This is a genomic window from Streptomyces sp. NPDC005494 (genome assembly GCF_042872025.1).
GTDB lineage: Bacteria > Actinomycetota > Actinomycetes > Streptomycetales > Streptomycetaceae > Streptomyces.
This window is the reverse complement of record NZ_JBIAJR010000003.1, coordinates 481,094-494,315: the sequence shown is the minus strand read 5'-3', so window position 1 is coordinate 494,315 and position 13,222 is coordinate 481,094. Positions and strand designations below refer to the sequence as shown.

General features: G+C 70.3%; 11 protein-coding genes and 1 tRNA gene. 3 read left to right on the top strand and 9 right to left on the bottom strand.

Features of this window, described 5'->3' with window-relative positions; genetic code table 11:
* Positions 1–167 precede the first annotated feature (167 nt).
* The 3 genes from ACFYQ6_RS12170 to ACFYQ6_RS12160 form a co-directional block, all read right to left on the bottom strand.
* The gene (locus ACFYQ6_RS12170) at positions 168–2,216 is read right to left on the bottom strand and encodes a tetratricopeptide repeat protein (protein WP_388762763.1); all 2,049 of its coding nucleotides are present in this window, start codon (positions 2,214–2,216) and stop codon (positions 168–170) included.
* Positions 2,217–2,428: 212 nt separating this feature from the next.
* Positions 2,429–2,502, bottom strand: a tRNA-Met gene (locus tag ACFYQ6_RS12165).
* A gap of 42 nt (positions 2,503–2,544) precedes the next feature.
* Complete coding sequence (locus ACFYQ6_RS12160) at positions 2,545–5,469, bottom strand: UPF0182 family protein (protein WP_361574112.1); 2,925 nt, start codon at positions 5,467–5,469, stop codon at positions 2,545–2,547.
* A gap of 136 nt (positions 5,470–5,605) precedes the next feature.
* On the opposite strand from ACFYQ6_RS12160, the gene ACFYQ6_RS12155 reads away from it, so the two are divergent.
* Positions 5,606–6,166 carry a PPA1309 family protein gene (locus tag ACFYQ6_RS12155; RefSeq protein ID WP_361573513.1) on the top strand — a complete coding sequence of 187 codons (561 nt, stop codon included), beginning with the start codon at positions 5,606–5,608 and terminating at the stop codon, positions 6,164–6,166.
* Positions 6,167–6,187: 21 nt separating this feature from the next.
* Here ACFYQ6_RS12155 and ACFYQ6_RS12150 read toward each other — a convergent pair whose 3' ends face one another.
* From ACFYQ6_RS12150 to ACFYQ6_RS12135, 4 genes are all read right to left on the bottom strand, one after another.
* Entirely contained in the window at positions 6,188–7,294 is a 1,107-nt protein-coding gene (locus tag ACFYQ6_RS12150) for a PDZ domain-containing protein (RefSeq protein WP_361573511.1), read from the bottom strand.
* 183 nt (positions 7,295–7,477) lie between these two features.
* Complete coding sequence (locus ACFYQ6_RS12145) at positions 7,478–7,648, bottom strand: hypothetical protein (protein ID WP_014048224.1); 171 nt, start codon at positions 7,646–7,648, stop codon at positions 7,478–7,480.
* 127 nt (positions 7,649–7,775) lie between these two features.
* On the bottom strand, positions 7,776–8,237 hold the full coding sequence (locus ACFYQ6_RS12140; protein ID WP_361573509.1) for a molybdenum cofactor biosynthesis protein MoaE: 462 nt from the start codon (positions 8,235–8,237) through the stop codon (positions 7,776–7,778).
* 111 nt (positions 8,238–8,348) lie between these two features.
* Positions 8,349–9,491, bottom strand: a complete 1,143-nt coding sequence (locus ACFYQ6_RS12135; RefSeq protein WP_361573507.1) for an SDR family oxidoreductase — start codon at positions 9,489–9,491, stop codon at positions 8,349–8,351.
* Between the two features lie 191 nt (positions 9,492–9,682).
* On the opposite strand from ACFYQ6_RS12135, the gene ACFYQ6_RS12130 reads away from it, so the two are divergent.
* Together ACFYQ6_RS12130 and ACFYQ6_RS12125 are read left to right on the top strand one after the other, a co-directional pair.
* The gene (locus ACFYQ6_RS12130; RefSeq protein WP_361573505.1) at positions 9,683–11,131 is read left to right on the top strand and encodes a zinc-dependent metalloprotease; all 1,449 of its coding nucleotides are present in this window, start codon (positions 9,683–9,685) and stop codon (positions 11,129–11,131) included.
* Positions 11,128–11,679 (top strand): NUDIX hydrolase, encoded by a 552-nt coding sequence (locus ACFYQ6_RS12125; protein WP_388762761.1) that lies wholly within the window; start codon positions 11,128–11,130, stop codon positions 11,677–11,679. The genes ACFYQ6_RS12130 and ACFYQ6_RS12125 overlap by 4 nt, the downstream gene beginning before the upstream one ends.
* A gap of 86 nt (positions 11,680–11,765) precedes the next feature.
* Here the strand turns inward: ACFYQ6_RS12125 and ACFYQ6_RS12120 are convergent, their stop codons facing one another.
* Both ACFYQ6_RS12120 and ACFYQ6_RS12115 read right to left on the bottom strand, forming a co-directional pair.
* Positions 11,766–12,521, bottom strand: a complete 756-nt coding sequence (locus ACFYQ6_RS12120) for an AIM24 family protein (protein WP_388762759.1) — start codon at positions 12,519–12,521, stop codon at positions 11,766–11,768.
* Between the two features lie 17 nt (positions 12,522–12,538).
* Positions 12,539–13,219, bottom strand: a complete 681-nt coding sequence (locus tag ACFYQ6_RS12115; protein WP_388762757.1) for an AIM24 family protein — start codon at positions 13,217–13,219, stop codon at positions 12,539–12,541.
* Positions 13,220–13,222: the final 3 nt, after the last annotated feature.

Below are 13,222 nucleotides of genomic sequence, written 5' to 3'. Positions count from 1 at the left end.
ATTCCCCGGACACCCGCGCGAACCCCTGAGCCGCCTAAGCCCCGGAGGCCGCACGAGCCCTGAGCCGACTACGCCCCCCGATGCCGCACGAGCCCCTGCGGCACCCGCACCCCAGGCCGCGCGAAGGCACCCCGGGGCATCCACGCCCCACGTGCCGCGCCGCGAGGTCAGGCGGTGAGCTCCTGGTGCAGCGCCTCCAGCAGCCGCGCCGCCCGCTCGGCCACCTCCGCCGGCCCCAGCTCGACCGCCCGGGCGCACCAGCGCTGCCCCTCCGCGAGCTCGCCACGGCGGGCGGCCAGCAGCGCGAGGCGCAGGGCGGCCCGGCCGTGCCCGTCGTTGGCGGCGCGGCTCCACCACAGGGCCGCCTCGCGCTCGCTGCCCTCCCGGGCGAGCAGCAGGCCGAGGTTGAAGGCCCCGTTGCGGCTGCCCGATTCGGCGGCCTCGCGGTACCAGCGGGCCGCGCTCGCCATGTCGCCGCGCGCGGCGGCCAGCATCCCGGCCCTGACCTGGGCGCGGCGGTGGCCCTGCTCGGCCGCCCGCTCGTACCACTCCTCGCACTCGGTCTTCTCCGGCATCGGCTCCCCCAGGGCGGGAGGCCCCGGCGCCGGCTGGCGCAGGTCGAGTACGCCGGCCAGCCGGAAGGCGGCCTCCGCGCTGCCACCGCCCGCGGCGCAGCGCAGATGGCGCTCGGCCTCCTGCTCCTCGCCGTCCCGCAGCAGCGCCATGCCGACCTGGAGCGCGGCGTCGGTGTGCCCGGCCGCCGCCGCCCGCTGGTACCAGCCGAGCGCCGTGCGGTCCTCGTCCCTTCCGGCGTGCAGGATGCCGAGGTTGAAGGCGGCGTCCACGCTGCCCGCCTCGGCCGCCTTGGAGAACCAGGGCTCGGCCCCGGTCGCGTCCCCTGCCTGGAGCAGCAGCACGGCCAGCGCGTTCGCCGCCTCCCGGTGCCCGGCGTACGCGGCCCGGCGGTACCACTGCTCGGCCTGCGGAATCCGGTCCTGGGCGGCGCAGAGCAGCCCGAGGTTGTAGGCGCCGTTGACGTCGCCCGCGTCCATGGCCGCGCGGTACCAGCGTTCGGCGGTCTGCTGCTCGCCCCTGGCCGCGTGCAGCGCGCCCAGCGCGTTCGCGGCGTTGCCGTCACCGTCCTGGGCGGCGCGGAGCCACCACACGGCCGCGCTCTCCTCGTCACCGGCGTCGCGCAGCAGGAATCCGAGCGCGCACGCGGCGCGCGGCTCTCCCTCCTTCGCGGCCGTGAGGTACCAGCGGCCGGCCTCCTTCAGCTCACCCCGCTGTTCGAGGATGGCGCCGAGGTGCAGCGCGGCACGACGGTGCCCGCGCGCGGCGGCCTGGCGGTACCACTGCTCCGCCTCCCCCACGCGTCCGGCGTTCGGCCCCGCCACGGGGCTGTCGCGCTTCGCGGGCGCGCCGGCGGCCAGCCCACGGGGGCCCTCGGCCACGACACGCCCCAGACCGAAGGCGTCGTGGGCGTCGCCGACGGCGTTGCGTTCGATCGCCCGTGCCAGGCGGTACGCCGCCTCCCGGTGGCCCTGTTCCGCGGCAGCGCGCAGCCAGCGCTCCGCGCCGACGTCGCCCCGGTGTTCCAGCAGGTCGGCCAGGGCGTACGCGCCCAGCGCGTGCCCCTGCTCGGCGGACTGGCGCAGCCAGTACTCGGCTCCGGGCTCGTCGCCCCGTTCCCGGAGGTGACGGCCGAGGGCGTGCGCTGCGGCGGCGGAGCCGGCGACGGCGGCGATGCGCCACCAGCCCGCCGCCTCGTCCGCGTATCCCCGCTGGTGCAGGAGCACACCGAGGTTGTTGGCGGCGGCACGGTCGCCGTCGGCGGTGGCCGCACGCAGGTAGGCCTCGGCGCCGTCCAGGTCTCCCCTGCGCAGCAGCAGCGCGCCGAGGACGCTCATCGAGGCGGTGTCCCCGGCCTCCGCGGCGCGCCTGTGCCGCGCCTCGGTCTCGTCGGCGTGATCCGTGGTGTCCGTGGTGTCCGTGCTCCCGGGAGAGCCGGTGGCTTCCGCGTCGTCCGTCGTCGTGTCAGCGGGCTCCACGACGACGGCAGCGGCCTCGTGGGCGTGCTCGGCGGTGTCAGCGGCGTCGGCGTCGGCGACGGCAGCGGCGAATACCGCATCTTCCACTTTTTCCGTCGTTCGAACGCGTCGCTGCACAAACCGCCCTGTCTCCAACAGAGTTGCCCTGTCCCCCATAAATACCATCGTCGCACCACCTGTAACCCGCGTACACCTCGTATACCGCGGCCAGTGAGGTCACTTCAGCGTTTTGTCGACATGCCCACAGAGAGACAAGTGAAACACGGTTGGGTCCAACTCGTGCCCCGCGAACCGCACTTCACTCCGACAACTTGAGAAAAAGGCTCACGGCATGACGAAGGCCCGGATCTCAGAAGATCCGGGCCTTCGTCATTCAGTAGCGGGGACAGGATTTGAACCTGCGACCTCTGGGTTATGAGCCCAGCGAGCTACCGAGCTGCTCCACCCCGCGTCGTTGTGTTCAAACCGTACCACGACGCGGGGTGGCGCTTTCTCAACTTCCCTGGTCGTCGCCCTCCGGCTTCGTGGCGCCCTCGGAGTCCGACGCGCTGCCGGCCTTGGGCTGAGCGGCCGCGGCACGCTCGAGGGCCTTCTGCAGATCGGCCTGGGCCTTGCCGTAGGCCTCCCAGTCCTGTTCCTTCAGAGCCGTCTCGCCCGCCGTGTACGCCTTCTGGGCGTCCGCGATGGCCTTCTTGAGAGCGGCGTCCCCGGTGGCCGGCGGCTCCGTGGTGTCACCCGGGGGCTCGTCCGGCTCCGTGGGTGGCGTGGTCGGGTCGGATCCCTCGACCCCGAAGACCGCGTTGAGCGCCTCCCCGAGACTGTTCTCGAAGACGATCTTCGACCCGTACGAGGCGGCCACCTTGCGCAGCAGTGGGTAGTTCTGCGTGCCACCGCGCGTGTAGACCGGCTCGATGTAGAGGAAGCCCCCGTCGAGCGGCACCGTCAGCAGGTTGCCGTACTCGATGTCGGAGTCGGTGCCCTTGAGGTTTCTCACGAACTCGGCGACGTCGTCGTTGCCGTTGAGCTCACTCTGTACCTGGCCCGGGCCCTTCACCGTGGTGGTGACTCTCAGCAGCCTTATCGTGCCGTAGTCCTTGCTGGCCGCGTCCGCGTCCACCGCCATGAACGCCCCGAGGTTGGGCCGTCCTCTCGGTGTGAACGTCGTGGTCAGTGAGAACTTCTGCGTGTCCTGACCCGGCATCTTCATGCTCAGGTAGTACGGCGGGACGGCCCCGGGCTCCTTGTTGGTGGGGTCGTCCGGCACCTGCCAGGCGTCACTGCCGCTGTAGAACTGAGCGGGGTCCTCGACGTGGTAGCGCGTGAGGAGCTCTCGCTGGACCTTGAACAGGTCCTGCGGGTACCGCAGGTGGTCCATCAGGTCCTGCGGGATGTCGCCCCGGGACTTCACGGTCCCGGGGAAGGCCTTGCGCCACGTCTTGAGCACCGGGTCCTCGGTGTCCCACTCGTAGAGCGTGACCTTGCCGGTGTAGGCGTCGACGGTGGCCTTCACCGAGTTGCGGATGTAGTTGACCTGGTTCTGCTGGGCGACGACCGCCCGCTGGTTGGTGGTCAGCGAGTCGGCCGTGGTGTCACCGAGCGTCGTACGCGAGGCGTACGGGTAGCCGTTGGTCGTGGTGTACGCGTCGACGACCCACTGGATGCGCTTGCCGACGACCGCCGGATAGGCGTCGCCGTCGATGGTCAGCCAGGGGGCGACCGCCTCGACGCGCTCCTTGGGTGTCCGGTTGTACAGGATGCGCGATCCCTCGCCGATGGCTCCTGAGTACAGGATCTGCGGCTCGCTCATGGACACCGCGTATGCGGCACGGTTGAAGGCGTTGGAGAGACTGACGCCGCTGTCACCCTTGTAGCTGGTGGTCTTCTCGCCGTCCTCCTCGTAGTCGAGCTCCTTCTGGGGCCCGCCGACGATGGAGTACTGCTCGGTCTTCTCGCCGTAGTAGATCCGCTGCTCGTACTCCCCGAGCTCGCCGGTGGTCGGCAGACCCGACTCCGTGAAGTCCGGGGACCCCGCCGGGTTGGTGCCCGTCGTGGTGCCCCGGGCCGCGATGGCGCCGTAGCCGTGGGTGTACGTGAAGTGGTCGTTGATCCAGTTCCGCTTGGGGAGGCCGTCGAGGTTGAGCTCCCGCAGGCCGATGACGGTGTCCTGCTCCTTGCCGTCCTCGCCCTTGTAGCGGTCGACGTCCAGCGTCTTGGGGAACTGGTAGTAGTTCCTCCTCTGCTGGAGCTGCTGGAAGGCCGGGGAGACGACGTTCGGGTCCATCACCCGGTAGCTCGCGGCCTCGTTCGCGGAGGTGCGCAGCTTGGCCGCGTCCGTCGTCGTGCTCTTGCCGGAGTAGTCGTCCACCTGCGCGTCGTCGATGTCGTAGGCATCACGTGTCGCGTCGATGTTCTTCTGGATGAACGCCGCTTCCTTGGCCTGCTCGTTGGGCTGGACCTGGAACTTCTGCACGATCGCCGGGTAGAGCCCGCCGATCAGGATCGCCGAGAGCACCATCAGCCCGAAGCCGATCACCGGCAGCTGCCAGGTGCGCCGCCAGAGCGTCGCGAAGAACAGCACCGCGCAGATCACGGCGATGCAGAACAGGATCGTCTTCGCCGGCAGGTAGGCGTTGGCGTCGACGTAGCGCAGGCCCGTCCAGTTGTCCGTGGCCTTGAAGTCGCTGGACTTCACGGCCAGGCCGTACCGGTCGAGCCAGTAGGCCACGGCCTTCAGCGAGACGAAGATGCCGAGCAGCACGGAGAGGTGGCCGGTGGCCGCTCCCGTGGCCCGCGCACCGGGGCTCGTGACCCTCAGCCCGCCGTACAGGTAGTGGGTGACGGCCGCGGCGATCAGCGACAGCACGACGGCCGCGAAGCCGAAGCCGAGCAGGAAGCGGTACCACGGAAGGTCGAACGCGTAGAAGGCGACGTCCAGCTTGAACTGGGGGTCCTTCTGCCCGAACGGCACGCCGTTGACGTACATGAGCCACGTACGCCACTGGCCCGACGCGGAGGCGCCGGCGATCAGTCCGACGAGCGCGGTGATCGCGAGCAGCACCCACTTCTTGTAGGGGGCGACGCTCATCCGGTAGCGGTCAAGGCTCTGCTGTTCCAGCGACATCGCGCTCAGCGGCGGCCTCAGCCGGTGCGCGAGCCAGATGTTCACGCCGATGGTGACGGCCATCAGCAGTCCGAAGACGAGGAACAGCCCGATCTTGGTCCACAGGGTGGTGGTGAAGACGGATGAATACGCGACCGACCTGTACCAGAGCCAGTCCGTCCAGAACCCGGCGAACATGACGAAGGCCATGGCGAGGACCGCCAGGACACCCAGTGTCATGAGCAGGGTACGGACGCGCCGGGACGGGCGGCCGACTCTGATCCGTGGCCCGGTCGGGCCTCCGCCGCGGTCCGGCATCTGGAAAGCCAACGTGCGCACCTCGAAGTTCGCGGTCGTGTGAAGCAGGCCCAGCGATCGTAGAGCCCACCTATGCAACTTACTGAGGCTTTACCTAGTTCCCGTTCCCGGGGCGGAAGGAGGCAGGATATTGACCATGCCCAACGTTTCCCCCTCAGGCCCCCCGATGGCCGCCAGTCCACTGACCGTCGCCGTCCTCGAGATCGACACCTACGCAGCCGGCCTCGGCTGGGACCAGCCGGCCCGGCTCTTCGCCCTGGTCGACACCGCGCGGCTGCGTGCCCACGAGCCGGGCCTCGCCGCGCAGCTCGGCCTCGACGACTCCTCTTCCACGGGAGCGGCCCTCACCCCCGTCGAACAGGAGGAGCTCCCCGCCGGCACCGCGCTGGACGAGTTCCTCGCCACGATCGCCTGGCCCGACGCCGTGGTCGGCTGCGCGATGACCGTGGAGCGGATGATGCTTCCGCCGTCGGCGGAGGCATCCGTACCGGAAGGCCTCAGCGACGCCCAGCTCACCAAGTGGGTCGCCGAGCATCCCGACCGTCAGGAGGTGCGGATGACCGTGGCCGTGCTGCGGGACGGCGCGCGGGACTCCGCCGTGAGGCTGCGGGAGAAGGACTCCCCGACGGAGGTCCTGACAGGTGCGGGGCTGGTCCCGGGGCTCGCCGACGCTCTCGCGGCCACCTTCGAGTCCTGACCCCTGCGGCGGGGGCCGGCCTCAGCCCACCGAGCACTTCGGCAGGGCGGCCGTGTCCCCCGCACGGATCTTGTCCAGGGACTTCTTGGCGTCGTCGAGCGTCTTCACTCTGACGAGTGTGAGACCGCTCGGGGTGTCGGACGCCGCGGCGGCGCAGTTGTCGTCCGGCGTCAGGAAGTACCGGGCACCGGCGTCCCGCGCGCCGACGAGTTTCATGTTGATCCCGCCGATGGGCCCGACGGTGCCCTCGTCGTCGATGGTCCCTGTCCCGGCGATGAACTTCCCGCCCGTCAGCTTGCCGGGAGTCAGCTTGTCGATGATGCCGAGCGAGAACATCAGTCCCGCGCTCGGGCCCCCGACGTCGGCGAGCTTGATGTCGATCTCGAAGGGGAACGTGTGGTCCGTTCCCGCCTGGATACCGACGATCGCCCGGTCCTCGGAGGGGCTGGACGGGTCAGCCGGCGCCTTCCGGGTGGTGAGGGTGACGTCGCGCGAGCCCTGGGGCTCCTTGCCCGCCTTCTCCGCGGCAGCCGCGGCCTTGGCCGGAACGACCGTGAAGACGACGTCCTCGCCGGGCTCGTGCTTCGTGACGAGCTTCGCGACGTCCTCGGGCTGCTCGACAGCCGTTCCGTCGACCGCCTTGATCACATCGCCTGCGTGCAGCACACCCTCGGCGGCGCTGTCCTTGACGACCGTGGAGACGACCACACGGGAGGTGACCGGGATCTTCAGCTCTTCCAGGGCCGCGACCTTGGCGCTCTCCTGGGACTGGCTGAACTCCTCGGCGTTCTCCTGGGTGGACTCCTCCTCGGTCTTGCCGTCCGGGTAGAGGGTGTCGTGCGGCACGACCACGCTGTCGTGGGCGAGCCAGCCGTAGACCGCCTCGACGATGTTCATGTCGTAGTCGGCGCCGGTGACGCGGACCGTCGTCATGTTGAGGTTCCCGGACGTCGGGTACGTCTTGTGGCCACTGATGTGGAGGACGGGCTCGCCTCGCGCGTCACCGAGGGTGTTCACGGTCGGGCCCGGAGACATCTCCGAATACGGCACGGGGATCAGCACGCCTGCGCAGAGCAGCGCGATCAGGATGAGGGTCGAGGCGAGCATCGTCGCGGTGCGGCGTGGCATGGAACGACAGTACGGGAAGGGCCTGTCAGTGCACCGTCGGGGCCGGTCCGTACGAGGGGGAGGATCTGGGGTGTCCCGGGGGGATCTGAAGGGCGCCGCCGGGTCGCTCGCCTCGCGGTGTACTCGCGCGTACGGAGAGCGGACGCGGTGCCGGATCGGCAGATGCGTACGACTGCCGGAGTGTCAGACGGCCTCGGAACCGGAATGCGATTTCTCCATCGCCTCACGGAACCTGGCGTAGCCGGCGAGTTCGGTGACGTCACCGGTCGTTCGGTTGCGGGCTGCCCACCCGCCCCATATCGCCGCGCCAAGAGCAGCTATGAGCGGAATCAAGAGCCAGGCGAGTGCTGCCATCACGACCTCCCTACCCCATGAGCGACCGCAACTGACGATCAGAAGATTAACCACCTGCAGGACCAACGCTCATGGCAGGGGTGCGGTTACGCAAATCGGGGCTGATGCCCCCTGGGGCGGTTTGCGCTCAGCAGGCGCCGACCCACTCCTCCGTGCCGTCGGAGAAGCGCTGGTGCTTCCAGATCGGGACCTCGTGCTTGAGGTCGTCGATCAGCTTGCGGCACGCCTCGAAGGCCTCACCCCGATGGGCGCAGGAGACGGCGACGACCACCGCCAGATCGCCCACACCCAGTTCACCCACCCGGTGGACGGCGGCCAGCGCACGCACCGGGAACTCGGCCACGACCTTCTCGGCCACCCTGCGGAGCTCGTCCCCCGCCGTCGGGTGGCAGGAGTATCCGAGCGCGCCGACGTCCTGTCCGCCGTCGTGGTCGCGGACCGTGCCGACGAAGAGCGCCGTGCCTCCCGCGGCGTCGTCCCCGACCGCGCGGAAGACCTCGTCGACGGAGAGCGGCGTGTCACGGATGTCCAGGAGCCGGATGGGGTCCTGGGCTGCCTGCTCGCCGGGGTGATCGTGGGTGCGTGCCATGGTGCCATCGTGCCGCACGGCACCCGCATCGCGGAATAGCGGTTTCGACCGGTGGCGCGCCGGTCGGCTTGGAGCCTCCTACCAGGGGGACGGCGGACGGGAACGGTCCGGCTAGAAGCGGCGGCGTGCCTTGCGGGCCCGTCTGACCAGTGCCGCCGTGCCGAGCAGTGCGACCGTCGCTCCTGCGGCGCCCGCCGCGGTGGCGTCCTTGCGTCCGAGTCGACGGCCGGCGACGGTGTGCCGGCCCTCCACCTCTTCGAGCAGTGCGGCGAGGACCTCCTCGTTGGTCCAGCGAGGACGCCATCCGGCGTCGTGCAGCCGGCTCACGCTGACCACCCAGGGGTGCATCGTGTAGGCGAGGTCGCCCGCCGGGGACGGCGTGAGGCCGATCCGGTGCAGCCGGGCCGCGGCGCCGAGGGCGACGGCGGACGGCAGCTCCATGCGGCGCACGCCGGAGAGCTCCTCCACCTCCTCCTGTTCCAGCCAGCCGTCGCAGCCGACCGCGAACTCGCCGTCGATCTTCTCGAGCGCCGCGTACTCCAGGGCGGTCACCAGGTCGTCGACGTGACAGAACTGCCAGGCCGGGCGTGATCCGGCGACGACCAGGAGCCTCGGGGACTCGAAGTACCGGGTGAGGGCCGTGTCCGTGCCGCCGACCAGGACCGTGGGGCGTACCACCGTGACGTTGAGGCCGGGGTGCGCGCGGGGCGCACGGCGGCCGAGTCTCTCGATCTCCAGCAGGTCACCGACGCCGGTGGCCTCGGCGGTGGCCCGGAGCTCGGCGTCCTCGGCCAGCGGGATGTCGTTGTCGGGCAGCGCGCCGTAGACCATGGCCGAGGTGCAGAGCACGACCCGGTGGACGCCCACGGCCGCGGCGGCCGTCAGCACGGTCTGGGTACCGCGCACGTTGTACGCGGTACGGGCGGCGGGGTCGGTCTCCAGGTCGAGATCGAGTGCCATGTGCACGACGACGTCCGCGCCACGGAGCTTCTCGGCGATGGCGGGGTCCCGTACGTCAAGGATGTGCCAGGTCGCCTCGGAGACATCTCCCCGGCGCTCGTCGATCGCGATGACCTGCTTGATCTCTTCGGAAGCGGCGAGATGGGCGGTGAGCAGTTCACCGACGCCGGTGGCGGCGCCGGTGACCGCGACGACGGGGCCGCGACTTCGGGAAAGATTTTTCGTGGGCTTGCTTTCGGGCGAGGGGTCGGCCAGGTTTCGCGCTGCGCGAACCTGCGGATCTGGGGAACTCACCGGGCGTCTCCAGCGGTTGTCTTCAGTACGTACCCGAATGACGCGTGCGTACCAGGTGGCGTCCATCCTGCCGCAGGCCGGGAGCCGGCGGAGCACTGAGGCCCCGAGCGGGCTCGGGTGTCTACGCTGGATGGTGATGTCGGGCAGTCGCCGTCGGTTCGAGCCGGCGGCCCTACGAGCCGAGGAAACCCGTGAGTGACACCCCATTCGGATTCGGCCTTCCGCCGGAGGAGCCGGAAGACGGCGACGAAGGCAAGAAGAAGGACCCCACCGGTGGTGGGCAGGGCTCGGGCGGGCCGGCGAACCCGTTCGGCTTCGGGCCCGGCATGGGCGGGGACAACCCGTTCGCCGCGATGTTCGGCTCCATGAATCCGAACGACCTGGGCGCGGCCTTCCAGCAGCTCGGCCAGATGCTGAGTTACGAGGGCGGCCCGGTCAACTGGGACATGGCGAAGCAGATCGCCCGCCAGACGGTGTCGCAGGGCACCACGGACGGCAGCAAGGACGCGAGCGTCGGTCCCGCGGAGCGGTCGTCCGTCGACGAGGCGCTGCGTCTCGCCGACCTGTGGCTGGACGGGGTGACGTCGCTGCCCTCCGGTTCCGTCTCGACGGTCGCGTGGAGCCGCGCCGAATGGGTCGAGGCCTCGCTGCCCGCCTGGCAGCAGCTGGTGGACCCGGTGGCCGAGCGCGTCGGCCTGGCGATGGGCGACGTCCTGCCGGAGGAGATGCAGGCCATGGCGGGCCCGCTGATCGGCATGATGCGCTCGATGGGCGGTGCCATGTTCGGCCAGCAGATCGGGCAGGCCGTGGGCGTCCTCGCCGGCGAGGTCGTCGGCTCGACCGACATCGGCCTCCCGCTGGGCCCGGCCGGCAAGGCCGCGCTGCTTCCGCTGAACGTCGAGCGGTTCGGGAAGGACCTGAGCGTGCCGCAGGACGAGGTGAGGCTGTACCTCGCGCTGCGCGAGGCCGCCCACCAGCGGCTCTTCGCCCACGTCCCGTGGCTGCGCTCGCATCTCTTCGGCGCTGTCGAGGCCTATGCGCGCGGCATCAAGGTCGACACCAGCAAGCTCGAGGACGTGGTGGGTCAGTTCGACCCGTCGCAGCCCGAGCAGTTGCAGGACGCACTCCAGCAGGGCATGTTCCAGCCGGAGGACACTCCGGAGCAGAAGGCCTCGCTGGCCCGTCTGGAGACCGCTCTCGCCCTCGTCGAGGGCTGGGTCGACGCGGTGGTGCACGAGGCTGCGAAGTCCCGGCTGACCTCGGCGGACGCACTGCGCGAGACGATGCGCCGGCGCCGGGCGACCGGCGGCCCCGCGGAGCAGACCTTCGCCACCCTGATCGGGCTCCAGCTGCGTCCGCGCCGCCTGCGGGACGCGTCCCGGCTGTGGGCCTCGCTCACGGACGCCCGAGGCGTCGACGGCCGTGACGATCTCTGGGAGCACCCGGACATGCTGCCGACCGCCCGGGACCTGGACGACCCGGACGGCTTCGTCCATCACGAGCAGCTCGACTTCTCGGAGCTGGACAAGATGCTGGGCGAGGCGGCGAAGGGCACGCAGAAGCCTGCCGCCGAGGAGCGGAGCGAGGACGAGCCCGGGGACGGGACGAACGACGACGGCAAGGACGACTCCGGCCGGTGAGCCTCCACGACGACGCGGTCTCCGTACTCAAGGCCCACGGCCTCACCGCCGCCGACGCACAGCAGTCTGAGCTGCGGCTGGCCTATCTGGACCATCTGGCGGCTCATCCCGACGGCATGTGGAAGGCGTGCGGAGCCGGTCATCTGACGGCCAGCGCCCTGGTGGTGGATCCGGAGCGCGGGCGGGTCCTGCTGACCCTGCACCGGAAGCTCCGGATGTGGCTGCAGATGGGCGGGCACTGCGAGCCCGAGGACACCACCCTGGCCGGGGCGGCCCTGCGCGAGGCCACGGAGGAGTCCGGGATCACCGGGCTCACCCTGCTGCCCGGTGGCCCGGTCCGGCTGGACCGGCATCCCATCCCGGCGCCCTGCCACTGGCACCTCGACGTGCAGTACGCGGCCGTGGCATCGGCCGGGGCGACGGAGCGGATCAGCGACGAGTCCCTGGATCTGCGCTGGTTCCCCTACGACGAGGTGGCGGACACCGCGGACGCCTCGGTGTCGCGGTTGCTGGAGAGCACCCTCGCGCGACTGGAGCAGATCACCTAGAACAGCACAGGGGCGGGTTCCACGGGTGTGTACCCGCGGGGCCCGCCCCTCGTCACGTGTGTTCGCCTCTGCCGCGTGCGGACGGCTCAGTTCCAGGCGTTGTTCTGGTTCTGGCTGCGGGCGCCTTGCTGGCCCACACCGAACTGGGCGGCGGCGCCCTGGCCGATCTGGGCGTTCTGCGGAGGCAGCACCTCGCTCGGCTGGACGAGGGCGAATCCCTGGCCCAGGAAGCTCAGCTCCCAGCCTTCCCCGGTGTTCCCGCGGCGGCGCACGACTCCCGACGAGTGGGTCTGGGCCTGCATCTGCACCCTGAGCCCGCTCGACCAGGCCACGATCGCGTCGGCGTCGGCGTTGACGTACTTGTCCGGAGTGACCTGCATCATCAGCGGCTGGCCGGAGGTCATGAGCGCGACCTTGCCGTTCCCGGTGATGTTGAGCTGGTACTTGCCGGTGCCGGAGATCCCGTACTGGCTGTCCACCGCGATGACCTCGGTGTGCAGCGAGGAGTCCAGGGCGAGGACGTAGGCGCTGTCCACCGTCATGCCCTCGTGGTCGACATCGACCAGGTGGATGTACTGGGCGAGGTTGGCCAGATAGACCGTGCCCTGGCCCGAGCAGCGCATGAGGTCGAGGCCCTCACCCGTGTTCCTGCGCGCACGGCGCTGGCCCTGCGACTGGTACTCCCCGTCGAACTCCATGAGTCCCTGGTAGGCGACCATGGCGCCCTTGCGGGCGAGGACGTCGTCGTGACCGGCCAGCGAGACCCGCAGGAGCTGCGGGTTCTGGACGGTGTAGCGGTCCTGCGACTGCTGTTCGGTGTAGCTGAAAAGCGGACTCTGCATGATGTGTTCTCCCCCGCTCAGTGCCGGATCCGCAGGCGGTCCGTACTGTCCTCGCTCGGCTGGACGACGACGATGCCCTGGCCGGAGAAGGCCATCTGGAAGGCCTCCCCGCTGCCCCGCCCGATGAGCGAGCTCGCCTTGAAACTGCGCTTGCCCTTCACCTTGAGGTTCGGGGACCAGGCGACGAGGGCGTCGGGGTCGACGTACGTCTCGTCCTCGCCCCGGCCGCAGTCGACGACGATCGGCGTGCCGCGCGAGGTGATGGCGACCCATCCCGTGCCCTGGATGCCGACGTTCCACAGGCCCTGGCCGGCGAACTTGGCCAGCCCCTTGACCCGCTCCACACCCCAGGAGAGGTGACCGTCGAAGGCCAGAAGGTTGGTGCCGTTGACCGAGAGGGCGTCGTTGTCGAGGTTGATGACGACCACGTCGGCGCCGTAGTCGGCGAGGTAGAGCAGCCCGTCCCCCGCGCACTTCATCAGAGGAGCGCCCTCGCCGGAGATCCACTGGGAGGCGATCTGGCGGACGGCGGGCGGGTTGGGTTCGTACTGGATGAAGCCCTCGTAGGCGACCATCGAGCCGGTCCGCGCGTAGAGGTCCTGGCCACTGGCCATGGCGACCTTGAGCATCGTGCGGCCGTGGTTCTCCATGCGGGCCGTGACGGGGGTCGGGGCGAAGCCCGCGAGTTGCTGATTCATGAC

Bases quoted from the DNA above. Each gene is read 5' to 3' on its own strand.
- ACFYQ6_RS12170 (WP_388762763.1), bottom strand. From the start codon at position 2,216: ATGGTATTTATGGGGGACAGGGCAACTCTGTTGGAGACAGGGCGGTTT.
- ACFYQ6_RS12160 (WP_361574112.1), bottom strand. From the start codon at position 5,469: ATGCCGGACCGCGGCGGAGGCCCGACCGGGCCACGGATCAGAGTCGGC.
- ACFYQ6_RS12155 (WP_361573513.1), top strand. From the start codon at position 5,606: ATGCCCAACGTTTCCCCCTCAGGCCCCCCGATGGCCGCCAGTCCACTG.
- ACFYQ6_RS12150 (WP_361573511.1), bottom strand. From the start codon at position 7,294: ATGCCACGCCGCACCGCGACGATGCTCGCCTCGACCCTCATCCTGATC.
- ACFYQ6_RS12145 (WP_014048224.1), bottom strand. From the start codon at position 7,648: ATGGCAGCACTCGCCTGGCTCTTGATTCCGCTCATAGCTGCTCTTGGC.
- ACFYQ6_RS12140 (WP_361573509.1), bottom strand. From the start codon at position 8,237: ATGGCACGCACCCACGATCACCCCGGCGAGCAGGCAGCCCAGGACCCC.
- ACFYQ6_RS12120 (WP_388762759.1), bottom strand. From the start codon at position 12,521: ATGCAGAGTCCGCTTTTCAGCTACACCGAACAGCAGTCGCAGGACCGC.
- ACFYQ6_RS12115 (WP_388762757.1), bottom strand. From the start codon at position 13,219: ATGAATCAGCAACTCGCGGGCTTCGCCCCGACCCCCGTCACGGCCCGC.